24 protein-coding genes and 1 pseudogene are annotated in these 25220 nt (G+C 60.5%); 7 read left to right on the top strand and 18 right to left on the bottom strand.

Going from position 1 to position 25220, the window contains the following annotated elements:
• The first annotated feature begins 285 nt into the window (after window positions 1-285).
• Complete coding sequence (locus CFU_RS19160; protein WP_050808656.1) at window positions 286-1137, top strand: class I SAM-dependent methyltransferase; 852 nt, start codon at window positions 286-288, stop codon at window positions 1135-1137.
• Window positions 1138-1178: 41 nt separating this feature from the next.
• Here CFU_RS19160 and CFU_RS19155 read toward each other — a convergent pair whose 3' ends face one another.
• Together CFU_RS19155 and CFU_RS19150 are read right to left on the bottom strand one after the other, a co-directional pair.
• Window positions 1179-1691, bottom strand: coding sequence for a nuclear transport factor 2 family protein (locus CFU_RS19155; protein WP_081466513.1), 513 nt, complete (start codon window positions 1689-1691; stop codon window positions 1179-1181).
• A 139-nt stretch (window positions 1692-1830) separates the two neighbouring features.
• A complete protein-coding gene (locus tag CFU_RS19150) occupies window positions 1831-2709 on the bottom strand; it encodes an aldo/keto reductase family oxidoreductase (RefSeq protein WP_014007657.1) in 879 nt (292 codons plus the stop codon).
• A gap of 112 nt (window positions 2710-2821) precedes the next feature.
• On the opposite strand from CFU_RS19150, the gene CFU_RS19145 reads away from it, so the two are divergent.
• Window positions 2822-3730 (top strand): LysR family transcriptional regulator, encoded by a 909-nt coding sequence (locus tag CFU_RS19145; RefSeq protein ID WP_041742437.1) that lies wholly within the window; start codon window positions 2822-2824, stop codon window positions 3728-3730.
• 7 nt (window positions 3731-3737) lie between these two features.
• Here CFU_RS19145 and CFU_RS19140 read toward each other — a convergent pair whose 3' ends face one another.
• Window positions 3738-4217: a GNAT family N-acetyltransferase gene (locus tag CFU_RS19140; protein WP_014007655.1), complete on the bottom strand. Its 480-nt coding sequence runs from the start codon at window positions 4215-4217 to the stop codon at window positions 3738-3740.
• A gap of 425 nt (window positions 4218-4642) precedes the next feature.
• Here CFU_RS19140 and CFU_RS25400 point away from each other — a divergent pair, with 425 nt between their 5' ends.
• Window positions 4643-4969 carry a hypothetical protein gene (locus CFU_RS25400; protein ID WP_041743700.1) on the top strand — a complete coding sequence of 109 codons (327 nt, stop codon included), beginning with the start codon at window positions 4643-4645 and terminating at the stop codon, window positions 4967-4969.
• A 53-nt stretch (window positions 4970-5022) separates the two neighbouring features.
• On the opposite strand, the gene CFU_RS19130 is transcribed toward CFU_RS25400, so the two are convergent.
• The 3 genes from CFU_RS19130 to CFU_RS19120 all read right to left on the bottom strand — a co-directional run bounded on the left by CFU_RS19130 (window position 5023) and on the right by CFU_RS19120 (window position 8873).
• A complete protein-coding gene (locus tag CFU_RS19130) occupies window positions 5023-5859 on the bottom strand; it encodes a response regulator (protein ID WP_041743699.1) in 837 nt (278 codons plus the stop codon).
• Between the two features lie 74 nt (window positions 5860-5933).
• A complete protein-coding gene (locus CFU_RS19125; protein ID WP_148264892.1) occupies window positions 5934-8015 on the bottom strand; it encodes a PAS domain-containing hybrid sensor histidine kinase/response regulator in 2082 nt (693 codons plus the stop codon).
• Between the two features lie 114 nt (window positions 8016-8129).
• Complete coding sequence (locus tag CFU_RS19120) at window positions 8130-8873, bottom strand: Crp/Fnr family transcriptional regulator (RefSeq protein ID WP_014007652.1); 744 nt, start codon at window positions 8871-8873, stop codon at window positions 8130-8132.
• 542 nt (window positions 8874-9415) lie between these two features.
• Here CFU_RS19120 and CFU_RS24960 point away from each other — a divergent pair.
• A pseudogene (locus CFU_RS24960) lies at window positions 9416-9538 on the top strand (septal ring lytic transglycosylase RlpA family protein); the annotation flags it as partial.
• A 193-nt stretch (window positions 9539-9731) separates the two neighbouring features.
• On the opposite strand, the gene CFU_RS19110 reads toward CFU_RS24960, so the two are convergent.
• Window positions 9732-11114, bottom strand: a complete 1383-nt coding sequence (locus tag CFU_RS19110; protein ID WP_014007650.1) for an NCS2 family permease — start codon at window positions 11112-11114, stop codon at window positions 9732-9734.
• Between the two features lie 303 nt (window positions 11115-11417).
• Complete coding sequence (locus tag CFU_RS19105; protein ID WP_014007649.1) at window positions 11418-11669, bottom strand: energy transducer TonB; 252 nt, start codon at window positions 11667-11669, stop codon at window positions 11418-11420.
• A gap of 148 nt (window positions 11670-11817) precedes the next feature.
• Between CFU_RS19105 and CFU_RS19100 the strand changes: the two genes are divergently transcribed.
• From CFU_RS19100 to CFU_RS19090, 3 genes are all read left to right on the top strand, one after another.
• Window positions 11818-12246 carry a DUF3574 domain-containing protein gene (locus CFU_RS19100; protein ID WP_041742433.1) on the top strand — a complete coding sequence of 143 codons (429 nt, stop codon included), beginning with the start codon at window positions 11818-11820 and terminating at the stop codon, window positions 12244-12246.
• A gap of 145 nt (window positions 12247-12391) precedes the next feature.
• A complete protein-coding gene (locus tag CFU_RS19095) occupies window positions 12392-13165 on the top strand; it encodes a DUF3050 domain-containing protein (protein WP_041742432.1) in 774 nt (257 codons plus the stop codon).
• 185 nt (window positions 13166-13350) lie between these two features.
• The gene (locus CFU_RS19090) at window positions 13351-13941 is read left to right on the top strand and encodes a hemerythrin domain-containing protein (RefSeq protein WP_081466511.1); all 591 of its coding nucleotides are present in this window, start codon (window positions 13351-13353) and stop codon (window positions 13939-13941) included.
• Here CFU_RS19090 and CFU_RS19085 read toward each other — a convergent pair.
• From CFU_RS19085 to wecB, 10 genes are all read right to left on the bottom strand, one after another.
• Window positions 13927-14988 carry a hypothetical protein gene (locus tag CFU_RS19085; protein WP_041742429.1) on the bottom strand — a complete coding sequence of 354 codons (1062 nt, stop codon included), beginning with the start codon at window positions 14986-14988 and terminating at the stop codon, window positions 13927-13929. The two genes, CFU_RS19090 and CFU_RS19085, sit on opposite strands and share 15 nt — an antisense overlap.
• A gap of 101 nt (window positions 14989-15089) precedes the next feature.
• Window positions 15090-15896 (bottom strand): molybdate ABC transporter substrate-binding protein, encoded by an 807-nt coding sequence (modA, locus tag CFU_RS19080; protein ID WP_081466510.1) that lies wholly within the window; start codon window positions 15894-15896, stop codon window positions 15090-15092.
• Window positions 15897-16035: 139 nt separating this feature from the next.
• Window positions 16036-16302, bottom strand: coding sequence for a hypothetical protein (locus tag CFU_RS19075; protein ID WP_014007643.1), 267 nt, complete (start codon window positions 16300-16302; stop codon window positions 16036-16038).
• A gap of 77 nt (window positions 16303-16379) precedes the next feature.
• Window positions 16380-17207 (bottom strand): hypothetical protein, encoded by an 828-nt coding sequence (locus tag CFU_RS19070; protein WP_014007642.1) that lies wholly within the window; start codon window positions 17205-17207, stop codon window positions 16380-16382.
• Complete coding sequence (locus CFU_RS19065) at window positions 17204-18283, bottom strand: YaiO family outer membrane beta-barrel protein (protein WP_014007641.1); 1080 nt, start codon at window positions 18281-18283, stop codon at window positions 17204-17206. The genes CFU_RS19070 and CFU_RS19065 overlap by 4 nt, the downstream gene beginning before the upstream one ends.
• Complete coding sequence (locus CFU_RS19060) at window positions 18280-20133, bottom strand: hypothetical protein (protein ID WP_014007640.1); 1854 nt, start codon at window positions 20131-20133, stop codon at window positions 18280-18282. Before CFU_RS19060 ends, CFU_RS19065 begins: the two co-directional genes overlap by 4 nt.
• Window positions 20130-21113: a hypothetical protein gene (locus CFU_RS19055; protein ID WP_148264891.1), complete on the bottom strand. Its 984-nt coding sequence runs from the start codon at window positions 21111-21113 to the stop codon at window positions 20130-20132. The genes CFU_RS19060 and CFU_RS19055 overlap by 4 nt, the downstream gene beginning before the upstream one ends.
• A gap of 28 nt (window positions 21114-21141) precedes the next feature.
• Complete coding sequence (locus tag CFU_RS19050) at window positions 21142-22203, bottom strand: polymer-forming cytoskeletal protein (RefSeq protein WP_014007638.1); 1062 nt, start codon at window positions 22201-22203, stop codon at window positions 21142-21144.
• 2 nt (window positions 22204-22205) lie between these two features.
• Window positions 22206-23594 (bottom strand): glycosyltransferase family 2 protein, encoded by a 1389-nt coding sequence (locus CFU_RS19045; protein ID WP_014007637.1) that lies wholly within the window; start codon window positions 23592-23594, stop codon window positions 22206-22208.
• A gap of 120 nt (window positions 23595-23714) precedes the next feature.
• Window positions 23715-24905 carry a non-hydrolyzing UDP-N-acetylglucosamine 2-epimerase gene (gene wecB, locus CFU_RS19040; RefSeq protein ID WP_190275176.1) on the bottom strand — a complete coding sequence of 397 codons (1191 nt, stop codon included), beginning with the start codon at window positions 24903-24905 and terminating at the stop codon, window positions 23715-23717.
• Between the last annotated feature and the right edge of the window lie 315 nt (window positions 24906-25220).

Here is a 25220-nt window from a genome sequence, read left to right as displayed (position 1 = left end):
GGAGGTTCGCGCACAGTTAATCGCACGAGCAAAGCATGTTGCCACTGTGTAATCATTAAAGCAATATTGAATTCTTGAAGGTCAAAAGGCAGTGTTGGCGGAGCAGCGCCATTCTGAGAAACTCGCAAGCTCAACCTGCGTGCGAAGTTGGCGATTCGCGGGAGAATCAATGCGCAATTCCTTGCTCAATTTCAGCGGTGCGCGCGTAGCGTTATCAAAGAAGATGGTCATTATGATTCGGCAATAAAGGAGCTTATAATCAGTTTTTTGTTGCCGGATACACACATGTTAATTGATGTTTTTAATAGGTTGTTCCGCTCTAACAAAGTCCTTCTTCCCGAATCCGTTCCGGTAGCCGCGGCTGCGCCAGACGTCAGTAATCCCGAATCATTCAACCCTTACACAGTGCATGGAAAAAGCATGCAGGCCAGTGGCTGGTTCAATCATGAAACGGGTGAATTGTTCAGAGGTTTTCCGGTATCCGAAGCGGATGTCATTTTGGACGTTGGATGCGGCGGCGGCGGTAACGCGAATTTCTGTGCAAGTCGCGGCGCGCATATCGTTTTTGCTGACATCGACAGCAAGATGGTTGCAGAAACCGAGCGGATACTGAAAAACAGCGCAGCACGAAAAATCGAAGCCATTGTCACCGACGCCAATCCGCTCCCGCTCCCCGACGGGATGTTCACGCGCATTGTATCGACGGAAGTCATCGAGCATGTCGACGATCCGAGCTCGTTCCTGAAGGAGCTGGCTCGCGTCGGCAAATCGGGCGCACTTTATTTGCTGGCGGTGCCGGATCCGGCAGCCGAAGAAATATATAAACAAGTCGCGCATCCGTCCTATTTCGAACATCCCAACCATATCCGGGTTATCGAGCATACGGAGTTTGAGCGACTTGTCGCCGATGCAGGGCTGGAAGTGGTCGCGCGCGATTCTTACGGCATCTACTTCACGATCTGGTGGGCACTCTATTGGGCCGACTGGCAAGACGGGCCGACGCCAAGGCATCCGGCATTGGATGCATGGGCCACTACCTGGGACGCTTTACTGAAATGCAAAGATGGCTTGCGGATCACCAGCGCTCTTGATAAAGCTTTGCCGAAGAGTCAGCTGCTTATCGCCCGCAAGCCTTGAACCTGCTGCGCGGCTGTTTATATCTAAATGGCGCCCGATTTTCACCGCACGGTATACAGTTCGCTGACAATTTTCCAGTGTCCCCGAACCCTCAGCAATTGCAGGATTTTCCAGCCATGCACACCCTTGCCGGATTCGACGAGAGTCGTTTCAAAGTCTAAAGACACCTGGGCCAGATCGCCGTCTTGTTTGATGTCGATGTTAGAAATTTTTTGACTGTATTTTTTACCGCTCTCGAAGACCGCTTTCCGAAATCCGGCGTAATCTTGCAAACTCTGCAGATTTGGCTCGAATGACGGACTTAATTTTTCCCCAAGTCCGAAGAAAGGTATTTTCTCGTCCAGCAGCTGAGATTCGAAAAGCGCGCGGTCTCCAGTCGTTACGCTTTTGGCATAGTTATCCAACACTTCCTGGATCTGTTTTCGGCTATCTTCGCTCGGCATGTGACCGGTTCCTCCATTCAATGACGGACGGTCGTCGGCCATTGCCGAATGGCCAAGCGGTGAAAGTGCAAAAAGGGCGATGGCAAGTGCGTAGCGGCTGAATTTAGTCATGGCTGAAATGGTTGGGCGCGGGATTATTTACATGGCAGGAATCTTGTTCCGCTTGCAGAATATCCCGGATTTCGTCATCACACACGGAAGACCTCCAAATGCGCGCCGTTTGAATGTGCAGGCGCGCATTTGGTACGCCTCAAGTGGCGCTGATATTCGCCACGCTGTCCAATTCTTTGACTGCATCGTCCGGCAGCGCCAGTTCGGCTGCGGCCAGGTTCTCGTGCAAGTGGGCGATAGACGAGGTGCCCGGGATCAGCAGGATGTTGGGCGAGCGGCGCAGCAGCCAGGCCAGCGCGACCTGCATGGGCGTGGCGCCGAGGCGTGCAGCGACGCCCGACAAGGTCGAAGATTGCAGCGGGGTGAAGCCGCCGAGCGGAAAGAAGGGTACGTAGGCGATGCCGTCCCGCGCCAGCTCGTCGACCATGGCGTCGTCTTGCCGATGCGCGAGATTGTAGTGGTTTTGCACGCAGACGATTTCGCAGATCTTGCGTCCTTCCGCGACCTGCGCCGGGGTGACGTTGCTGAGCCCGATGTGGCGCACCAGTCCTTGCCGCTGCAACTCGGCTACAACCGTGAGCGGCTCTTCGATCGATCCTTCGACCGGTCCGTGGATGCCGAGCATGCTGCGCAGGTTAACCACGTCGAGCACATCCAGGCCCAGGTTGTGCAGGTTGTCGTGCACCGCCTGGGTCAGTTCTTCGGGCGACATGGCTGGAATCCACGATCCGTCGTCGCCGCGCCGGGCGCTGATCTTGGTGACGATGGCAAGATCATCGCGATAAGGGTGCAGCGCTTCGCGGATCAGCTGGTTAGTGATGTGCGGGCCGTAGAAGTCGCTGGTGTCAATGTGGTTGACCCCGCGCGCGACGGCTTCGCGCAGCACGGCCAGCGCCGCGTTGCGATCCTTGGGTGGGCCGAACACGCCTGGTCCTGCGAGTTGCATGGCGCCGTAGCCGAGTCGTTTTACGGTGCGGTGGCCAAGCGCGAATGTGCCGGATTGTTCGATGCTGGACATGATTACCCTCTTTTAGATGAAAGACGACCCATGGTAGGCGTCTTCCTCCTTCTTGATAATTGGGTACAATCGAGACGGGTTGTGCGGATTGGCGGACAGTGGAGATGAGGCAATGAAGGTCAACCTGGAAGATCTGAACGCTTTCGTGGCGGTGGCGCGTGCCAAAGGCTTTCGCGAAGGCGCGCGCGTCAACGGCAGCAGCGCGTCTGCGCTCAGCGAAGCGGTACGTCGCCTGGAGACGCAGCTTGGCGTGAGGCTGCTCAACCGCACCACACGCAGTGTGGTGCCGACCGAAGCGGGCCAGGGCTTGCTGGCGCGGCTCAGTCCGGCCTTGAGCGAGATGGAGGCTGCGCTCGACGTGGTCAACGGTTTTCGTGACAAGCCAGCCGGCACGTTGCGTCTCAACGTGCCGATCAGTGCGGCGCGGCTGGTGCTGGGCCGCATCGTACCGCCATTTCTCGCTGCTTATCCCGACATTCAGATGGAGATCATCACCGAAGAAAGTTTTGTCGACGTGATCGCGGCCGGATGCGACGCCGGCATCCGCTACGACGAGCGGCTGGAGCAGGACATGATCGCGGTGCCGATCGGGCCGCGCGTCCAGCGTTTTGCCACCGCCGCTTCTCCCGCCTATCTTGACCGGCATGGCCGGCCGCAACACCCGCGCGAACTGCTCGGCCATGCCTGCCTGCGCGGCCGTTTTTCCAGCGGTTCAATGCCGCCGTGGGAGTTTGAACGGAACGGTGAGATGGTGCGGGTGGAGCCGACGGGGCCGCTGATCGTACAAGTGGGCGGAGGAATCGATCTCGCCGTCGAGGCGGGGATCGCGGGCAGCGGCATCGTTTATCTCTTCGAGGACTGGCTGCGTCCCCATCTCGACAGCGGCGCGCTGGAGCCGCTGCTGCAGCCGTGGTGGATGGGCTTTTCCGGCCCGTTCCTTTATTATCCCGGACGCCGCCTGGTGCCGGCTCCTTTGCGCGCATTCATCGATTTTATCAAGGGACCAGCCGTCGATCATTAGTGCTGGATTACAGCGCTTTACGGAACAGGACGCGATGTTGTCCTTCCCCGGCATAATCGAGAGTAACCGGGACGCCGCCGATTTCGCCGGATCCGGGAAGAAGTGTAAATCCCAGTTTGCGATGAAATGCGATCGAGCCGGTATTGACCGCGGATGTGATGCTGCGCACCTCTGTGCAGCCTTGGGCGCTGACCACGTTGAAAAAATGTTCGTAAAGCATGCGGGCGAGGCCGCCGGCGCGTGCCGCAGGGCTTACGCCGACGAAATGGATGTATGCCACTTTGGGATCGGACTGCGACACAAAGCCGATCAGGAATGCCTGGACAGCGTCCGACGGGCCTATGGCGAAACTGCTTGCGTTCAGATGGTCGAAAAATATGCGATGGACCAGCGCACGGACAGGACGGCCGCCCCACCAGTCATCGACTACGGAGGAGAGGAACTCGTAATCCAAAGATACAAGAGGACGGATAATGTGTGCGCTCATCGATTACGGTTAGTCAGCGGCAAGATGTTAATTCAAAATCCATGGCTCCATGCGCGGCTGGCTCGTTTCATTGCCGGCACCATATGGTACCCGCCTCGCCGATAATAACGATACAAATGTATGAATGTTCTCATATCAGTTCTCAGTTAGTGGAAATAAAAAATCAGTCAATTTTGCAACGGCATCAAATCCGGCTCGTCAGGTTCCGCAACATTGCTCTATGGTGGCCGAGATCTGAAGCGCGACATGGCATGTTATAGGCTTGATTCCGGCAGCAATCCGTGCGGCAGCACACAGAGAACCTCCGCGCTTTCGCTTAATCTGCAAACAGACGAATTTCAGAACCATCTTTTCACAAGGTGATTCGAATGGCGCTCTACCGTACCATCGCGCGCTTTTTTCTCTTGCTACCTAAAAGGATCGATATGAAACATGCATTGTTATTGACAACGCTGGTCGTCACGTTTGGCCTTGCCGCTTGCGACAAGCCTGCAAGCAGCAGCCCTACGCCATCCGTGGTAGTAGTTCCTGGTCCGGCGGGAGCGCCTGGGCCGGCCGGAGCGACCGGTTCCGAGGGTGTGGCTGGCGCCACAGGTGCAACAGGCGCCGGCGTGGCTGTTCCCGGCCCGGCTGGCGCTACCGGCGCAACCGGGGCGACGGGGAATGACGGCGCTGCGGGTGCTGACGGCAGCAAAGGCGATACCGGGAAAACCGGCGGCAGCACGGTCGTTGTCGTGCCTGCCGAGAAGTAATAGATTTACTCCCGGACGCACCGTCGGGTGCGCCGGGTCGCACTATAAAGCTGCTATTTTTCCAGGTCGCGGTTCATGCGCTCGGTGACATCCATGCCGATGCCGCGGTAGCCGATGAAAAGGCTGGCTGAATCGAACATCGGCTCTCCGCTTACCTGAAGGTATTGCAGGGTGCCGTCGGCATTGCGGCGGCTGTAGATGAAATCGAGGAAGGGACGGCGGTTTGCAATGTTGTCTTCCAGCTGTACTCGCTCGGCCTCGTTCCAGCGTCCTGCCGCCGCAATGCTGAGCGCACCGTCCGTATTGTCGGCATCGATCCCGAGCATGTCGAAAACCGGGCCGGATACCTTGGTGAATTTTCCTTGCGGATCCTGTTCCCAGTACCAGTCCGAAGACAGTTCCGTCAGACTCTTGAAGCGGGCTTCGCTCTCGCGCAGTTCTGCCGTGCGTTCCAGCACGGTCTGTTCCAGCACCTTGTTGTAGTTGTCCAGTTTCCGATACAGCAGCCGCACCTCCAGCATGTTGTGGATGCGCGTTTGCACCTCAACCAGGTCGAATGGCTTGCTGACAAAATCCTTGGCGCCCGCTTGCAGCGCACGCAGCTTGTGCGCCGGCTGCGCCGTGATGACCAGCACCGGCAGATACCCCGCGGTTTCGATTTCCTTCAGGCCTTCCATGACCTGGAAGCCATCCATTTCCGGCATTTGCAGATCGAGCAGGATCAAGTCGTAGCGATGCGCCAGGTGCAGCGGGACGACCGTGTGCGGATCCATCGTCGACGTGATGTGTGCATAACCGGCTTTGCGCAGCATTTGTTCCAGCAGCATGACATTGGCTTCCTGATCATCGACGATCAGGATGCTGGCCTTCAGGATTTCGGATATAAGCATTGCGTTGTTCCCAGAAAAATCGTTCACCTGCTGATAAATCATGCTGCAATTCGCAAGCCGCATTTCGTTGCTGCCTATGCTCCGCTCGGCAAGCCGTTCTTTTCCGCATGGCGCAGCGCGACGTCGAGGGCGTCCATGAATTCGACCACCTCGATCGGTTTTGTCAGGTAGCGGAAGAAACCCGCATCCATGCCTTTCTGGATATCGCGCGGCACGGCGTTGGCCGACAGCGCCATGATCGGGATGTGGGCCGTTGCCACATCTTCGAGCAAAATTTTGAGGACGCCGTAACCGCTGATGCCGGGCAGGTTGATATCCATCAGGATCACGTCCGGCTGGTGCGCGCGTGCCATCTGGATTCCCAGGTGGCCGTTGATCGCCGTCAGCAGCGTCAGGTCGCCGCGCCGCGCAATCAGTTGCTCGACCAGGACCAGGTTTGCCGGATTGTCCTCGACATAGAGCAGCGTGCGCTGGGACTGCAGCTGATCTGCCGCGGCGCGATTCGATTTATCGACGGCGATCTTGTCGATGTCGTCAAGCGCCAGTTCCGGCGCGCTCGCCGCCGGCAATTCCACCCAGAATACGCTGCCGGCGCCGACCCTGCTTTCGACGCCGATGACGCCACCCATCAACTCGACCAGCTGCTTGGTGACCACCAGGCCGATGCCGGTGCCTTCTTCGACACTGCTCTCTTGCCCGAGCCGGTTGAAAGGCTGAAACAGCTGCGCCAACTGTTCCGGCGTCAAGCCTGTTCCGGTATCGGTAACGCTGACGCGCACCCGGTCGCTGCCGCTCGTCGCGCATTTGACAACCACACTGCCCTCGGCCCGATTGTATTTGATCGCATTCGACAGCAGGTTGACCATCACTTGCTTGACCCTGGTGCGGTCGGCATGCACATAAAACAGGTTGTCGAGAAGAGGGAAGGTCAGCTGCACCCCGCGCTTTTGCGCCTGCGGCTCGATCATTGCCTGGCAATCCTGTATCACTTCGGTGAGCGACATCGATTCCTGCGACAGTGTCACTTTACCCGATTCGATCATCGCCAGGTCGAGGATCTCGTTGATCAGGCGCAGCAGATACCAGCCGGCCTGCAAGATCTGGTCGATCGACAATTTTTGCGCCGATGACGGCGGCGGCGTATCGGACGCCATCAGCTGCGCGAATCCGAGCACGGCGTTGAGCGGGGTGCGTAATTCATGGCTCATGCTGGAGAGGAAATCCGATTTTGCCAGGTTGGCTTTTTCCGCTGCCGCCCTGGCATTTTCCAGTTCGATATTGTTTTCTTGCAGCGTATATTCGAACTGCTTGCGGTCGGTGACGTCGCGTGCCGCCGCGAACACGCCTTGCAGCTGGTTGTCGCGGTTGTGGAAGGTGGTCGCGTTGTACGAGACCACCGTCTCGGTGCCATCCACGGCGTGGGCGGTCAGCTCGTAGTTGGTCACCTTGCCTTCGCGCAGCACGCGTGTGATGGCGGCCTCGGCACGCTCCGGATCGGTAAAGTAATTCTTGAACGGCGCCCCGATCAGCTCGTCACGGGTGCAGCCGGTCAGCGCTTCCATCTGCTGGTTGACATCGCTGATGATGCCGCGCGGATCGGTGGTCATCAAGGCATCGATATTCGATTCGATCAGCGAGCGCGTGTAGAACTGCTGGTCGCGCAGGCGCTGGTCAAGCAGCGCCTGTTCCGCTTCGACCTGTTTGCGCGCCGTATTGTCGGTGCCGATCAGCAGGTAGCCGATTACCTTGTCTTGGGCATCGCGCAGGGCGGTGACCGACACCATCGCCGGAAAGCGGCTGCCATCCTTGCGGATATAGGTCAGTTCGTAGATGTCTTCAATGCCGCGCGAGGCCTTGAACACCAGCGCTTCGAAGCCCGGGGTGATCTGGGTGTCGAGCTCAAGGCTGAGCGATGCGGCGCGCGCAATCAGTTCTTGCGCATCCGAAATCCCGGCCGGCGTGATTTTGTCTACCACGTCCTCTGCCTTGTAGCCGAGCATGCGTTCGGCGCCGACGTTGAAAATCTGGATCACGCCTTGGGCGTCGGTGGCGATGCAGGAAAAATTGGCGCTGTTGAAAATGGCGTTTTGCAAGGCGCCGGCTTTCAGCAGCGGTTGCTGCACGGCTTGCGCTGCATTTCCAGATGTATTTTCCATTATGGGTGTGAATCCAGCTCTGATTGGCATGCAACTGAGCGCTAGCCTCGGCTCAAACAAGGTGGTTGCGAATCCGTAGTGCTGCAAATACTTGGCCTGTCTTGTCTCTCTTGCCTATCTGGCCGGCGGCGGCGTGCCTTGCCGCTGATGCACGTCCGACAGCAGGCGCGCAAATTCCTTCTTGACCACGCCATAACATTCGCAGACGTTGTCGGTCAGGCCAGCCCGGTCCAGCACGGTGATATGGCCGCGCCGGTAGCGGATAAAACCGAGGTTCTGCAATTTTCCTGCGGCCTCGGTGACGCCTTCGCGCCGCACGCCCAGCATGCCGGCAATCAATTCTTGGGTCATCGTCAATTCGTTCGTGGGCAGGCGGTCCAGCGTCAGCAGCAGCCAGCGGCACAATTGCTGATCCAGCGTATGGTGGCGGTTGCACACGGCGGTCTGGCTCATTTGCGTGAGCAGCGCCTGGGTATAGCGCAGCAGCAGGCGCATCACCGGTCCGGCACGGTTGAACTCTTCCATCAATATGTGCGACTTGAGCCGGTAGCCGAAGCCGCCGGTCTGCACCACCGCGCGGCTGGGCGTAGTATTGCCGCCCATGAAAAGAGAAATCCCCAATATACCCTCGTTGCCGACCCCGGCGATCTCGGAAGATCCGCCGTTTTCCAGGACATAGAGCAGCGAGACAATCGATGTGGTGGGAAAATAGACATACTGCAGCTTGCCGCCGGAATCGTAGAGCAGGTCTCCCAGCCGCATCGGGATCAGCTCCAGGTGCGGCGCCAGGCGATCGAATTCAGCGTCGAGCAAGGCTGCCAGCAGGTGGTTCTGGTTTGGGTCGGGTGCGGTGAACATAACCTTCTTCCTGCTCCCGGTCTTTGACCGGCTGATGGTAGAAGCGGGACTTGAAAGAAGGGCCGCGTTAGCCAAGGTAACATACTTGATCCGTCAGTCTGGACTGATTGTGCCGAGACGCCCTGGAATCAACGTTATTGCGGATACGAGGGTGAAACAGTGCCAAAAAACAACGTTAGCGGCCTGCTTCGACAACATCTGTGGAAATCAAGAAAATGGCTCCTTATTTGGGGTATCGATACCGATCTCATGTTTAACCGGGTCTTCGGCGAAACGGTCCGGAACGGGGGTACACGGTGATGCGGACGCCTGGCGCGCCGGACTACTATTTTGGCAATCTGCTGGTCCTGGACCGCGCTCCGCAAAATGGCGAACTGGAAAAGCTGGAATCGGACTTTGCCAAATTTATCGGCGCTCCGCCGCGCATCAAGCATCGCGCTTTCCAGTGGGCTGTAGTCGGGGACGAACCGCCTGCGCTGGATTCGTTTATCCAAGCCGGGTATGAGTTCAGTGAAACGGCCGTTCTCATTGCAACACCGAAGGCTTCCTGGCATGGCCCCGGTTTCCATGGCCGTAAATCGGCCAGCGGCGAGCGCTTCAATATGTATTCGATGACGGCGGCGCATCCGAGCCTGCCGCTGCAAAGCTGGGTGCTGGTGCGCAACGGCACCGCCCAGATCGAACTGCGCAAGCTATCGCCTAGCGAAGCCAGCGGGGCGGCTCAATCCCCAGTGAAATGAAAAACCGGATGGCTGCCGCATAGCCAAAAAACAAAAAGGCAGCACCCGCGGGCGCTGCCATGAATCGACTGTTCTAGGAGATCCGAACAGTCGACGTTACCCGGATAGATGTATGGTCTTAAATCGCCCAGCCGCCGCCGTAGAAAACAGCCAGCGCAACTGCAATGGCGACCGTGCCGAAATTCAGTTTGCAGAATTCGCCCGACACCACACGGCCGATCACCAGCGTGCAGAAGCCAAGCATGATGCCGGTCACGATATTGCATGTCAGGACGATGAACACCGCGCACAGCAAACCGGCCAGCGCGTCGACCGTATCATCCATGTGCATGCGGCTCACGCTGCCCAGCATCAGCAGGCCGACATACATCAGCGCCGGAGCGGTTGCGTAAGAAGGCACGAGGCCGGCCAGCGGCGAGAAGAAGATGACCGCGAGGAACAGCAGGCCGACCACGACCGCAGTCAGGCCTGTGCGGGCGCCGGCGGCTGTGCCTACGGTCGATTCAATGTAGGCGGCAGCAGGAGCGCCGCCGACCAGGCCGGCGAAAATCGAGCTGAGCGAATCGGCTGTCAGCGCTTTGCCGCCGTTGTGGATATAACCCTTTTCATTGACTTGCCCGGCCTGGCCGGCTACCGCGCGGATCGTGCCGGTGGCGTCGAACACCGCGGTCATCACCAGCGCCAGCACGCTTGGCAGCACGGCCATGCTGAGTGCGCCCTTGATGTCCATCGCGCCGATCAATGAGGCGTGGCCAGGAGCGCTCAGCGCCGGCACCGCGAATATGCCGGTGAACTTGACGGCCGGATCGAAGATCAGGCCGATGATCGACAAGACTACGACCACCAGCAGGATGCCGCCTGGAACGCGGCGCCGCTCAAGCCCGAAAATCGCGGCCAGGCCGACGATGCTCATCACGACAGGGAACGCGGTAATGTGGCCGAGCGCTACCGGCAAGCCGGGACCGGCGTTTTTGACTACCAGGCCGACGTCGTTGGAGGCGATCAGCAGCAGGAACAAACCGATGCCGACGCCGGTGCCGTGCGCGACGCCCGACGGCAGGTTCTGCAGGATCCAGGAACGCACGCCGGTCACGGAAATGGCAGTGAACACCAGCCCCATCAGGAACACCGCGCCGAGCGCAACTGCGGGCGACAAGCCTTTGCCGAGCACCAGTCCGAAGGCGGTGAAAGCGGTCAGCGAAATCGCGCAGCCGACGGCGATCGGCAAACGCGCCCACAAACCCATCAGCAGCGAGCCGAACGCAGTGGTCAGGCAGACCGCGACAAACACCGCGCTGACATCGAAGCCGGCCTTGCCCAGCATGCCGGGCACGACAAATACCGAGTACACCATCGCCAGGAAAGTGGTGATGCCGGCGACTACCTCACGGCGCTGGGTGCTGCCGCGCGCGGTGATCTGGAAGTACTGGTCGATTTTTCCTTCGGCGACGGCAATAGGTTCTCCCAGACCCGCGGAGGGTTGGAGTTGTTGTTCCATCATGATCGAGCTGCTCCTTATATGTCCTTGAAGCGGCCGTCACTCGACCGTCATCAGGGTGTCTCGTGTTATGTTTTTGAATAGCCTGCAACCCGATGCCGAACTCTGGTCGCCAGGCTGCTCGTCATTTGAAAGGAAGATGAGCTCGGCGAAGACAGCTTAGGGTATGGACGGCAGCGCACCCATCATGGGAGCTTAATAGCCGCCATTTGCATTTCCATATGCGGAGAACGGGCGGCGCAGCCGCAGGGCTGCTTGCGGAGAGGGCGGCGGAAGAGGGGAAGGCGGGACGCGCTTGCGTACCGTTTATTCGTGAAAGGTGTAGGTCAGGTCGTGCCAGTTGTGCGAGGTTTTTGCCCCTTTTCTTTTGCTGGCGAAGCGCATGGCCATGATTTCGCGCTGCGCATGGGCGTCGCGCTCGGGGTCGCCGCAGCTTTTCCTGATCGTGACATCGGTGACGTGGCCGCCGGTATCCAGGTAAACCCGCACTAGCACCTTGTCCGTCGAGGTCGGGGCGGATTTCACCGTTCCTGCTAGCAGTTTGTTAATGAGGCTCATGGATCCTTGTCTGGCATGGTTGGTTGCGGCGCTGCAGGGAAATTATACGGCGCTGGCGAAAGTAATTACATGCCCGCTTGCCGGCTTTGATTCTCGGTAGCAATATTTGCGATAGCATGTGGCATTCCCAGCCATCAAGGAGGCCGCCATGCATCTGAAACTGATCTGCAGCCTGATCTGCACCGTAACGCTTTCCGCCTGCGCCACTTTCCCTGACGGCGGCAGCGGCGGCACCTGCCAGCAGGTGCACGGCAGCGCGCAGCTGCAGGCCGAACTGCTGTTCGGGCGCGATATCCAGGGTCGGGGGCAGGTCACCGATGCGGAACGGAGCGCCTTCATGGCGGAGATCGTGACGCCGCGTTTTCCCGATGGCCTGACCACCTGGGACACCCATGGCCAGTGGCGCGATGCAGCCTCCGGCCAGACTATCCGCGAGGATAGTTTCGTGATCCGCATCGTCGCTCCGGAGACACCGGAAACGCTGGAGCGGCTGGCGCAGATCCGCAGCGCTTACACCGGGCAATTCCACCAGGATGCGGTGGGTTTGCTGGTGTCCCGCCTGTGCGCATCGTTCTGAATCCCTGCCTGCGCTGATACCCGCCGGTTTTTAGCCCGGACTGTGGTTTGATGTCAACCGATTAACATATATTTATTGCCGTACGGCAATAAATATGTCATTGTCGTTTTGCACACATCCGTGTGTAACCCAATGTGGAGATGACATGACAACGACCGTTGAATCACTGCAACTTATCCTCAAGGACAAGCACAAGTCATTGACAAATCATGCTGTTTTTTCCGCCATACGCACCAAGAAAGACCTGCGCCTGTTCATGGAATGGCATGTGTTTGCCGTCTGGGATTTCATGTCGCTGGTCAAGCGGCTGCAGGCAGACCTGACCACCACCGCCGTGCCGTGGTATCCCCCGGCCAACCCGCACGCAGCGCGGCTGATCAACGAGATCGTGCTTGGCGAAGAATCGGACCTGACGCCCAAGGGCGCCATGACGCATTTTGACCTTTACCTGTCGGCGATGAAAGAGATCGGCGCTTCGACGCGCCAGATCGAACAGTTCCTGGCGATGATCAGGAAGGGCGATGCGCTTGCCGCCGCGCTCAGCCGGGCGGAAGCCGTGGCGCCGATCCAGCGCTTCGTGACCTCCACCATCGATACTTGCAAGGACGGCCAGACGCACCAGGTGGTGGGAAGCTTTTTTTATGGGCGCGAAAACGTGATCCCGGACATGTTCCAGACATTGTTGCAAACCTGGCGCATCGACCCGGCTAGCGTGCCTGAGCTGACCTTCTATCTGGAGCGGCATATCGAGGTCGATTCGGGCGATCACGGCCCGGCCGCGCAGCGCATGATAGACGAGATTACCGGCAACGATCCGGTCCAGTTGCGCGAGGTGCTTGAGGCCGGCATCCTCGCTATCGATGAGCGTCACCAGCTGTGGGACAGCTTGCTGGCTGCCCTGCAGCGCTCAGCTTCCTGAGCGCTAGCCGGTTTGCCGTCCGGGGCCGCATGGCTGTCCGGCCCCGGACGTCAGTGTTGCAAAAAATATCTGTAAATTGCAAATAAGAAATCTATTTCCGCGTGGAATCTAATGTATTATTGTTGCGGATAGGCAATTATAAGAACGAGCAAGTGTTATCTTTTTGTGAACTGGGGAGGCGAACCATGTGGCTGAAGTCCATTTTCAACAAACCCGCAACCAGTACGCAAGACGAGGGGGCGCATGAAGTTGCCAGAATACCGGCCGCCACCCAGCCGCCAGCAAGAAAAACAATGCCGATAGCCGAGCGTGCAGAACTGCTGAAGCCGGCTAAAAGCGCCAACAACCAGATCCAGTACGACGATAAGCTGATCCCCCAGCTCAAGGGCGATCATGCGGCCCTGCTGCTGATGTACTCCTCGGTGGCCAACCGGATGAACGCGGGCGCCTGGGATGCGGTGCCGGCTACCTTGCGTGAAATGCGCATGGCGATGTACGGTCATTTGCTGACCGAGGGCGTCAAGCTGTACTCATACATGCGGCGCAGCCTGGCCGAAGAGCCGAACCTGCTCGATGTCTATCGTTCCTATAAGCGGGAAATGGATGGCATCGGCCGCGTTGCGTTTGATTTTTTCGACAAGTACCAGGGCAAGGACTGGCTGGCGCTGCCGGATGCGCGCTCGAATTTCAAGGCCGAATTCGAAAACCTGGGCAAGGTGCTGGTGGACCGCATCACGCGCGAAGAAAATATCCTCTACCCTTTATATATCCCCTGACAGCTGCCAGGCGCCATCGCGATAGACCAGCTCGTCATCCAGGTAGACCGCCTCGGTCACCGCAAACACATCGATGTGGTAACGGGCGCTGGCGCGTTTGATGTTGGCCTTGTTGTAGACGCCGTGCTTGGCGCCCAGCGACAGGTGGATGCCGCACATGCGTTCATACGTGCCGATGTCGCTCACCAGCCGTTCCCGCGAAAACGCCCGGTTCATGCCGAAACCCAGCTCGCGCAGCCACACTTCGCCCTCATCGGCGCGGATATTGGCCAGCACCTGGTCGAAATCGGGTGTTGAATCCAATACTTCGCTGACCCGGCCTTTGCTGATCACCAGCGTGATCGGCTGCTCTGGCCGGTTGACCCGGAACGAGGTATCGCCGAACACAAAAATCCGCACGCGGCCGTTGACGGCTTCCAGGTCTTGCGCTTCGGTGAACACTTCGCCGATCGGGAACTGGCCGCCGACGTTGTTCATCTCGCTGTAGTCGCCGATGTTCAGCTTGGCCGGCTCGAAGCGCGAGGCGAACACCAGGCGTTCGCCGCCGCTGTCGACCACGCCCATGCTGGCCTTGTCGATGCGGGCTTTCAAGGCGTAGCCGACGCCGCGGTAGTAGCCTGGATCGTAGGCCAGCGATGCGATGTAATGCAGCGCTTGCGCGCCCGGCATGCGCGACAGGTGCGGGTGCTCGATCACCTTTAACCCGCGCTTGAACAGCTCGACGCGGATGCGGAACGCCTCGAGGCGGAAGTTGGTGGACTGGACCAGGATCACCAGATCGTTCGCTTCCAGCGCGGCAAACGCAGCCAGCACGGCATCCGGCGCGACGGCGTCGAAATCGATGAAAGTGGCCGCAGGCAGGCAGCGCCGGTAGGCTTCGGTGAGCGCCACGGCGAGTTCGCAGCGCGCATCCGACACCACCACGGCGGCGTGCGGCGGCGCGTGCCGGATCGCCAGGGAGAGAATGTCGCGCAGGTGCTTTTCCGCAGCGTCAATTGCTTCCACGGCTATGGTGCCGGCGGCGTCGTTCGCGGTTGAGGTGATCATCAAATTATCGTATGGGGAGATACAGGAAATACAGCCACAAGACGGGATCCTGGTGGCCGGATAAATTCCTGCCGGACCGATATTCTAATCGACAACCCGCCCTAGAGCGGTGAAAAGCCATAGGCGGCCAGGGTTTGTTGCGCTTCGGGGGTAAGCAGGAAGAGGGCGAAGCGATACGCCGCGTCGTGTGAACCGGCATGCCTGTTGAGCACGGTCAGGCCGAAATCGGCTGTAATCGCGAGCTCCGAAGGCAAGGCGACTTTAGGGAATGCAGTGTCGGCAACGGTCTGGCGGGAACTGCAATAACCGATAAAGGCATCGACCTGTTTTTGCTCAAGGAAATACTTTACCGGGTCGCGGCCGGCCGGAACGGCCGGGCTATGGCGGCCACCGACCAGTTGCTGCGCTTTGGCTTCAAGCAGTTCCTTGGCGCCTGGCCTGATTTCCCCGGCTTTGGCAAACAGCAGCCAGGCATAGTCGCCGCCGGGATCCGCCTGCGGTGTCGAGGTACCGATCCTGACACCCGGGTCCAGCAGTTTGTCCAGAAGGTTTTGCGGATTCAGCTGAAGCTCGGGCCGCGACAGCACGCACACGCTGTTGCGGGTAAACACCCGCGCCGGCAGCGCTTTGCCTTCGCGCGCCAGCTGCTGTGGATGCGCCATGTTGGCCGAGGCAAATACGTCGGCGTTTTCTCCCTGCTCTATCCGTTCCAGCAACAGGCCCGAAGGGCCGAACACCACATCAACCGTTGCGCCGGTGCTGGCGCTGAACTGTTTGGCCAGCACGGTGAGCGGGCCGGCCAGGCTGCCGGCAGCAAACACCTTGACCGAATCTTGCGCCAAGGCCGCGTTGGCGGTGGCGCCCAGCATGGCGAGTGCAAGCAGTGTGCGGCGGAAGAAAGTCGGCATGGGTCGGGTCTGTCGGGATGGGGTCGGATTTCCGATTTCGATGTATTTTACGATATATAGCGACAGGCAGGAGAACGGCAATCGTTTCCGCCTTTGCATCAAGATGCGCAATCCGCGCGCATCTATCCCATCTGCTTGCTCAGGCGTCGAGACCCTTGGCCAGCAGTTCGGCCACCAACTGGTTAAGGTCCAGCTCACGCTCTTTCGCCAGGGTTTGCAATTGCAGCACCAGAGCGCCATTGAGCTTGACGGCAAACGGCACCAGCCCTGCCGCCTGGTCGCGCTTGCGCTGCTCGCGGCGGTCGATCGTTGCCGCATCGCCGCCGCCAAAAGCGGAAGCGCCCGGGGCGGTCATTTTTCCCATGAGCTTCTTGGCGTCGCTCTTGGCCATTCCTGTTTTTTTCATTATGGATATCCTTGTAGATTAACAATACGCGTTGCGCGCAGTATAAGCCACGCCGGGCCGGCGCCGCGTCATTGATGCTATTCGCGCCGTTCCCAGCTCATGGCCCAGGAATAAAAGCCGACCAGCGCGCCGAACTGGAGCAGGCTGGATCCCAGCAGATAGATCAGGGGATGCCAGAGCAGCGAATATTGCAGCATCACCCAGGCCGCAAACGTGTACTGGAACGGTGTCAGCACGATCAGGTAAAACACCGCCATCAGCGACAGCAGGATCTTGCGGGGAATGCCGAAATCGAAAATGTTGTAAAGCAGGCCGTAAATCCAGGGCGTCAGGAGAAGCAGCACCATCGACGCCTGCGTCAGTGCGGAAATGGAGGATGCCGACTGGTAGGGAAATTCCGCCGCCCAGAAATAAAAATAGAACTGGCTGGCCAGCTGGATCATGGCCATCACACGCAACGTGTAAGAGATCGGCAGCATGCGCGCCGGCAGCAAAGCGGTGGCCAGCAGGAGCGCGATGCTGGCCAGCATGCCGGTCCACCATTGCACTGGTGTCGGCAGCGCGGCCTGGACATAAGCGTAGGGCACTGATTGAATGCCCGGAAACGAGGTTTTGTCGGCTTTCAGCATCATGCCGTCGCCGAGGCCGCTGGCCCAGAAGTGGATGATTCCCGACCACAGGTCCGTTATCAAGGGCCAGGCAAGCAGGGTGCAAAAGAAAATCAGCGCCGGCACCAGCAGCACGTCTATCCAGCGCGAGCGTGGAAAAGACAGGCGGCGCAGGGCGCGGTGGGTCTGGATCAGCTGGCCGCCAAAACCGGCGAAACGAGGGTTGATCGCAGCGTCCCTGCGCGTTTTGACATGGACTTTTGCCTTGACGGATTTGTCGTCCTGCGCCGGTTTCATCTGAAGCTCCAGCGCCAGCCGAGGCTGAACGAGAGACGGTCGTAGACCGGGCTCTGGTAATACTCCAGCGCCGCCAGCAGCATGCTGTCGCGGCTGATTCTCTGGCGCCACTGGATGCTGGCGGTCTCGCTTTTGAAGTTGACCAGTTCGGGGCCGCCTGGCAATACCTTGTAGGTTTCCTTGGCGTGCTCATAACGAACGATGATCGCGCGCCGGTCGTCATTGCCGAAGGTAGCAGCGATGTATTGGCTAGGCCCCAGTATCGCGCCGGGATCGGCCCAGTTCAGGCGCACGCCGCCTTCCACCACCAGCCCGCTGAAGTAGGCGATGCCGGTGAACAGCAAGCCCTTGTCGGAGCGCGCGCTTTCATTGCCTTTGGCATAGTAGCCGCCGATGCCGGCGACATACTGGCGTTCGCTGCCGAATTTACGGTAGGCGGCGGCATCGGTGCGCCAGCTGGAAAACAGCGGGCTGTTGCCGACGCCGACGCCGATGGTGGTGTAATAGTCTTCTGACAAATCGTGGGTGAGCGAGACATTGCCGTAGTTGCCGCTGAACCCGAAGCGAGACTGCTGCGTCAGCTCTCCCTGCACCACGCCGAGCGATGTCACCGCCATGCCGCGCAGCGACATCAGGCGGGCATGCCCATAACCGTTACTCATCCTGCCGTCGCCGCCGACCAGTTCCAGGGCGGCACGCTCGGGTGGCAATTCCTGCCCGGCGGCGGGAGGCGCCTCGGCCGGCGTCAGCGGCATGGCGGCGTCGACCGGGGCGGCCAGCGCCAGCACGGCGGGTTTGGCGTCGGCCGCCGGGGGCGGAACCGGCGGCGCCGCTGCCGGGGCAACAAGAGCGGCAGGAACGGTAGCGACCGCTTGTGCCGGCGCGCTGTAGATCGACAGCAGGCGTTCATGCTGCAAGCGTGGCACCAGTATCCCGGGATTTTCGCCGGTTGCCGCGCCGGCGGGAACCGAGGCACAGCAGAGCGATAGCCCCAATGCCGCCATGGCGGTCCTGGCTGCCGGCGCCGCATGGCGATCCGAACCCGGCAAACGACGGTTCTTGGCGGCTGTATTCAAGGCGATGCTTTCTCTATCAACGGCGTTGAAATGCGAAGTTGCCTCACGTCTGCGGCAATCACGGCCCAGGTATCGCTGCGCTGTTCCACCTTGGCCTTGCCGCCGGTGATGCGCGGTTCGGCGTACAGCGCAACCGGGAACAGCCAGGTTTGCTGGTTCAATGAGGCCGCATTGGCAGCATCGACCACTACGGCACGATTGTCATTAGAAATATTCCATACTGTCTGTTCCCGGCGATTCATGAAGCGTGCCAGATCCGTCATGGTGCGCCAGCGGAAGCGTCCTTTTTTTGCGGCGGCGTCGGCGGCCAGCATCAGCTGGTTGATGGCGTCGGGATACAGCACGGCGCCTGGCGGATGGAAATAAATCAGCCTGATCTGCTCGCTATTCTCGGTAAATTGCACCAGCGACGTCAGCCAGCTGCTGATTTCGCTTTCCGGCACATGTTCGGTATAGGCTTCTTCAATGGTGCTGATATGGCCGTAGGTCTGCACCGGGAACGACCAGATATGCGGATCGCGGCGGCCGTCGCGGTAGGTGTGGGTCGGTCCCTGGCCGATATTGCCGGTGAAGTAATAGGCCAGTACCTGCTGCCCGTCGAGCCATTCGGTGACCCAGACCGGCTGGTTGCCGGTAGGCGCCGAATATTCGGTTTGCCGGTGCCCGATCAGGCGCGCCACGGCGTCGGCGTTTTGCTGCAGGTAAGGCGTCATTTGTTCCTGGTTGCCATCGGCCAGGTTCTTGCCGAACCAGTCGTGTATCCAGCCGCCGTGGCTGCCGATTTCATTGCCCTGGTCGCGCAAGGACTGCAGCAATGCCTGGAATGGCCGGTTGTGGCTGAGGTCGACGCCGAGGCCGTCGCCGAATGCGCGCTGGTCCGGCCCGGCGGTGACATGGATACTGAACGGCCCGCGCTTGAATACGCCGGCCTTGATCAGCTGCTCCATGGCCGGAATGCAGATCTTGGCGTCGCAGTGCCAGTTCAGCACCAGGCCGCCGATCGCTTCCGGCGCGGCCGACAATTGCGGCTGGCCCATGATACGGTTCGCGAAGTAGTGCAGGAAACCATGCATCAGGATGCCGTCGGTGCGCAGTTTCAGGTAGCCAAGGGGCAGGTTGACGAACAGCACACGCCCTTTGCCGTAGGCATGTTCGCCGGCGATCACGGTTTTTCCTTCGGCTTGCATGAGCACCGTTCCGGCATAGCTGTCGGCGGTGTGCAGCACCGGGTAGCGCAGCGTATCTTCGCCGTAACCCGACAGTACCGCCTGCGCGCCATCCTTGATCCAGCGCCCCGGCGGGATATGCAGCGCCTGCATGATTAGCGGACTGCCGGCGATGGTCGGGTTGAACGACATGCGTTCCTGCAGCTTGCCGTACATCGCGTAGTCGGTGCCGGCCAGCGCGGAAAGGCGCGAGGCCGGTTCGGCGTAGTAGCCGTTCTCGTCCAGCACGCCGGCATCGCCGACCAGCATCAGGGCGCCGCCGTTTTCCACGAAGCGGCTGACCTGGTTGGCAAACGCGGTGCTGATGCGGCGATGGATGGTGTCCGGCAAGATCACGCCGGCAAACGGCCGTTCGCCTTGCAAGCCGTGCCGCGAGAACGCCGATGCGGTGATGGCTTGCAGGCGGATTCCTTCTTCCGCGGCGGCGTCCAGCCAGGCTGCGGCAAACAGCCGGTTGGCATCCGACATGTCGTCCGGCAGCAGCAGGGCGATGGGATCGCTTTGCCATTGCGCCGGGCTGAGTTGGCCGATGCGATAAATCCAGGCCGCCGCCGCGGCAATCACGGCGCCGGCCAGCAAGGCCAGCAGTATTCTGGCTAGCCTGGGTCGATGTGCGGCGTTCATGATGGCGGCTTGCTATCCAGCGCATTGGCCAGGCCGATGCGCACGCCTTCCTCGACAACGTTCCAGCGCCCGGCGGCGCGCCAGGCATCGCAGTTTTGCAGCCAGCTGCGCGCGGTCGGCGCATCGCCGGTCCGGTAAGCGGCCCAGGCGATCAGGCCCCACGGATAGTGATCGCTTTCGCCGGCTAGCCATTGTTTTCCGTAGCGCTCCATCCAGGCATGCCAGTAACGTTGGCCGCTGGTTCCGCTGCGCAGGTCGTACAGCCACAGGTAAACCGGCGCCACCGCGCTCGGATAGAAGCCGGGCGGCGTCGGCGGCATGCTGGCGCGTTGTGGCTCAAGGGCGCCATCCGCATCGTAGCCATAGTTGCGCCGCAATCCTTGGAGCATGCCGGCGGCGCTGGGCAATGCCGCCAGCTGGACTGCGAAGCGGGTCGCCGTTGCCGGTCGCCGGCGCAGCTGGCGCAGGGCGCCTATCACTTCGACATTGTCGGCAAAATAAGCGGCGCTGTTGCCCGGCAAGGCGTGGAAGGTCTGTTGCGCCGGGTTCCACAGGCTGGCCAGGTGCGCCAATGACCGGGCGCAGCTGGCGGCCAGCACGCGGTCTGCCGGCAAGACTTGCGCTGCCAGCAAGCACCAGAGGGCGTCGAGGGAGTCGTCGGCATCTGCCGGACCGCAGGCCAGCCAGTCCGTCGCGCCGCTGCGGCAGATGCGCGGAAAGGGACCGTCGGCCTGTTGGAACGGCAGCAGCCAGTGGGCGAATGCCGAGGCTGCCGGAGCGACGTCGAGGCCCAGGCCATGCGCGGCCAGCAAAGCCGTCAGCGCAAAGTACGGCTCGACGTAGTCGCCCTTGGGGAAGACGGTGATGGCGCCGTCCGGCAACGTAAAATCGGCAAACGCAGCAACGTTGGAGGCGGGCGGCGCATATTCTCCTGCACTTGCCGGCGCCGGGCAGCCGAGGCAGAAAACGGCGGCCAGCATCCTCGTTATCGTTAGTGCGGCATGGACATCAGGCGCCATGGCGGGTCTCGCGCGCGGTCACGGTGGCTCCGTCTAGCGTGGTAATCACGCCATGCACGATACAGCCCGCGGCAATCGTCAGTTTCCGGCAGACCATGGTGGTGGCCGAGCCGGGTGTGCCGATGCGGCAGTCGGGGCCGACCACGATATCGTTCTGGCTGATGACCGGACCGAGCACCGAACAGCCTTGGCCAAGCACGATATCGCGGTTGGAAACCAGGCTGCCGGCGACGCAGGAGCGCTCTCCCAGCTGCAGGTCGCCGTAGGTCTTGATGCTGCCGAAGACCGTGGTCCCGGGGCGTATGCGATGGGCGCCGCGCACCACGAAGTCGCCGTCCTGGCGGTTTTCGGCGGATTGTCCGGCGCTGTCGTCCAGGATATGGCGCGGCCGCGGCGACGGCGCCTGGGGAGCCGGGCCAGCGGCATTGCGGCAATCGCCGAAACGCATGCTGGGCGCTCCGGCGCGTATAAAACGGCTGCCGCAGGAAAAATCGATTTCCTTGACGGCGGTGATGCGGCCGTCGATAGCTGCATTGCTGCCGACACGGATGGCGGGCGCGTCGATCCAGCGATGCACCACCGTGTCCGGGCCAAGGGTGATCAGGCCTTGGGCGGAGCAGGCGCGCAGGCTGGCGCCGGCGCCGACCCGCAAGTCGGCGGCGGCAAACAGGTCGGCCTGGCTGTGGCTGTCCGGCGGCAGGCAGGCGTCGTGCAGGAAAATGACTATGCCGTTCTTTTTTTGCAGTATCTCCAGGGTGGCCGCAGGGTAGCCGGCATCGGCGCCCAGCTGCCGGTGCACGACATGCAGGTTGTTGCTGACGCGGACGGTGCGGTCGGTTTGCAGCTTCTGCAATTGCGGTAAATCGATGGCCGGCATGCGGGCGATGGTTTGCCGGAAGCTGTCGGCGAAATAACGCAGGTTGTTGATCTCGTTTCTCCTGACCGGCAGAGGGGCGACGTCGGTCGGGCGCAGCCACTCGGAGATGGCCGGAATAAACGGCAGGAACAAGATCAGCAGCACGCTGACCATGAGTAGCGCTGAGGAAGCCATGATCAGGAAATCTCCCCATGCAATTCGACGGCGCCGCTTATCTGCAAAATGTCGAGAGGCGACATAGGGTCTTGCACCGGGGTTGCGGACAGCACCCTGAACCTTTCGGTCTTATGCCATACCAGTTCACGCTTTTGCAGCGCATCAAGCACTTGCGCGATTGCCGCGCGCCAGATGGACACCAGGCTGACCAGGAAGCCGAATATGTTCAGCGGCAGCAGGCGGATGCGGTTGCGGTTGCCGTCCAGGTAAGCGGCCGCCGCCATTTCAAAAAATGCCGCATTGGTGCCGAAGGCGCCGTAAGCCACCATGCCGCTCAAGGCCAGCCAGCCGAACAGCCATTGGTGCGAAGTCATGAAGAACTGGATGATGGTCAAGGTCCAGCCGATGGCCAGCAGCGGCGGCATGATGAAGACGCACAGCAGGAGCGCGCCGTCCGCCCTTTCGCGCAGGCTGATGCGCGGATTCTTCAGCAGGCGCATCAGGTTGTGGCTCATGACCTGGTTGTGTCCGCGCGACCATCTGCTGATTTGCCGGATCCGGACCGGCCACGCCTCGGGGACTTCCTCGTAGCATTCCGAACGGTTCTGGTACACCGTTTTCCAGCCTTGCTGCAGCAGGCGGAAGGTGACATCGGTGTCCTCGGCCAGCATGTCGCTGTTCCAGCCGCCGATTTCCTCCAGCGCGCAGCGCCGCACGCCGCCGACAGTGCCGCCATACTGCGGCACCAGGCCCAGGTTCATGCGCGCCGCCTGGTCGACCTGGTAGCCGCCGGCCCGTTCCAGGTCGAGCAGGCGCGTCAGCAGGTTGGCGCCGGCGTTGATGGGCACCACGCGGCCCATGATGGCGCCCACCTCAGGATCGAAAAACGGCGCCACCAGCTGCTTGATCAGGCCGCGCGCGGGGAGATAGTCGGCATCGAAGACGATGATGATTTCGGCCTGGATTTTCTCGGTGGCGTCGCGCAAGGCAGCGGCCTTGCCGGCGCGTCCGCCGCTGCGGTGGAACGGCGTGAAGCGCCCTGGATTGGCGTCGGCGATGCGGTCGATGATGGCCCGCGTGGCGTCGGTAGAGCGGTCGTTGACGGGCATGATGACCAGCTTGTCGCGCGGGTAGTCGACTTCGAGCAGGGCATGCAGGGCATCGGCGATCACCCTTTCCTCATTGTGGGCGGCCACGCATACCACCACCGGCGGCCATGCTGCCTGCTCGATATCGAGGTAAGGCTGGCGTTGCCGTCCGAACAGGCGGTTGAGGGTGAACAGGTAGTGGCGGATCGTATAGACCACCAGCAGGACGATGATGCCACCCAATATGGCAGTCATCAGATCCAGTTCAATTGTGCGAGCGTCGAGTTCTAGCGGGGATGAGCGCGCTTGCCCAATCAGCATCATGAGCGGAAAAAATGCACAGGGCGCCGAAATGCGTGACGGCCTTCGGTGCGCAGCCGCCTTGCGAGGAGTGTATGGCGAAGAAGGCATGGTGCGGCTCCTCGAAAATGACGCCAACAGTTAGATGGGTTGCAGCGCCGCTGCCGCGAGCTGCGCTTTCCTGGCGGGGCCACGCTGATCCATGCCGAATTCAGCGATCGGCCTGCCGCACAGCACGCTGGCGATCCGCTCCGCCGCGCGGCCGTCGCCGTAAGGGTTGACGCGTTGCGTTGCCTGCTGCCAGAAAATGTCGTCGTCGCAGAGCCGCGTTACCGCGGCGACAATCCGCGCCGGGTCGGTGCCCACCAGCTGCACCGTGCCGGCGCTCACAGCTTCCGGACGTTCCGTGACATTGCGCATCACCAGCACCGGCTTGCCCAGCGAAGGCGCTTCTTCCTGCACGCCGCCGGAGTCGGTCAGGATCACGTGCGAGCGCTGCATCAGGCGCACAAACAGCAGGTAGTCGAGCGGTTCGATCAGATGGATGTTCGGCAGATGCGACAAGGCCGCCAGCACCGGTCCTTGCACGTTCGGATTCAGGTGCACCGGATAAACGATCTGCAGGTCGGAACGGCGCGACAATGTCGCCAGCGCATCGCAGATTTCGGCGAAACCGGAGCCGAAATTCTCGCGCCGGTGGCCGGTCACCAGCAGCAGCTTCCGGCCTGGAACCAGGTAGGGGAAATGGGCATCGAGCTGGTTGCGCAGCTGTTCGTCGAAGGCGATCCGTTTGGTCGTCAGGCGCAGCGCATCGATCACCGTATTGCCGGTGATGACGACACGGCCGGCCAGGTGTTCTGCCGCGAGGTTGTTCTTTGCTTGCGCGGTGGGGGCAAGCAGCAGGTCGCATACGATATCGACATAGCGTCGGTTCATTTCTTCCGGCCAGGGCTGGCTCAGGTCGCCGGTGCGCAGGCCGGCTTCGACATGCGCCACCGGTATGCGGCGATGGAATGCCGTCAGCGCCGCCATCATGGCGGTGGTGGTGTCGCCGTGCACCAGGATGCGATCGGGCCTGCATGCTTCCAGCACCGGGTCGAGCAGGCCGATCAGGCGCGCACTCAATCCGTTCAGGGTCTGGTCCGGCAGCATCACATCGAGGCTGTAATCGACCTTGATGGCGAACAGGTCAAGCACCTGTTGCAGCATTTGCCGATGCTGGCCGGTGACGCAGACCAGCGACTGCATGCCTGTTTCTCTGGACAACGCTTTGACCACAGGGGCCATTTTTACGGCCTCCGGACGCGTACCGAAGATAGAGAGCACTTTCACTTTAAACACTCGTCTAGTCGAGTTAAAAGCGGCCTCGCTGTCACTCGCGAGTACAGTTTGTTGCCAATGCCTATCCGGCGGGAGCCCTGAGAAGGAAGGGAAGTGAGCCACCCTTGGCCAGCAGCGGGTGGCTGGGGGGAGCTGTAGCAAGCACGGTATCCATGCTTGCCTGTTTTATAAATATATTTCCTTGTGGAAATATATACTCATTATAGAGTTATATTGATATTAATGTAAATATTATAATAAAAAGGGCTGTTGCTTATTTTTTTATTGTTAACGAATGTTAAAAATTATGAGGTTTTGGATGATGTT

The organism is Collimonas fungivorans Ter331 (assembly GCF_000221045.1).
GTDB classification, from domain to species: Bacteria; Pseudomonadota; Gammaproteobacteria; order Burkholderiales; family Burkholderiaceae_D; genus Collimonas; species Collimonas fungivorans_A.
Note: the sequence above shows the minus strand (reverse complement) of the source record. Positions and strands in the feature narration are given on the sequence as shown.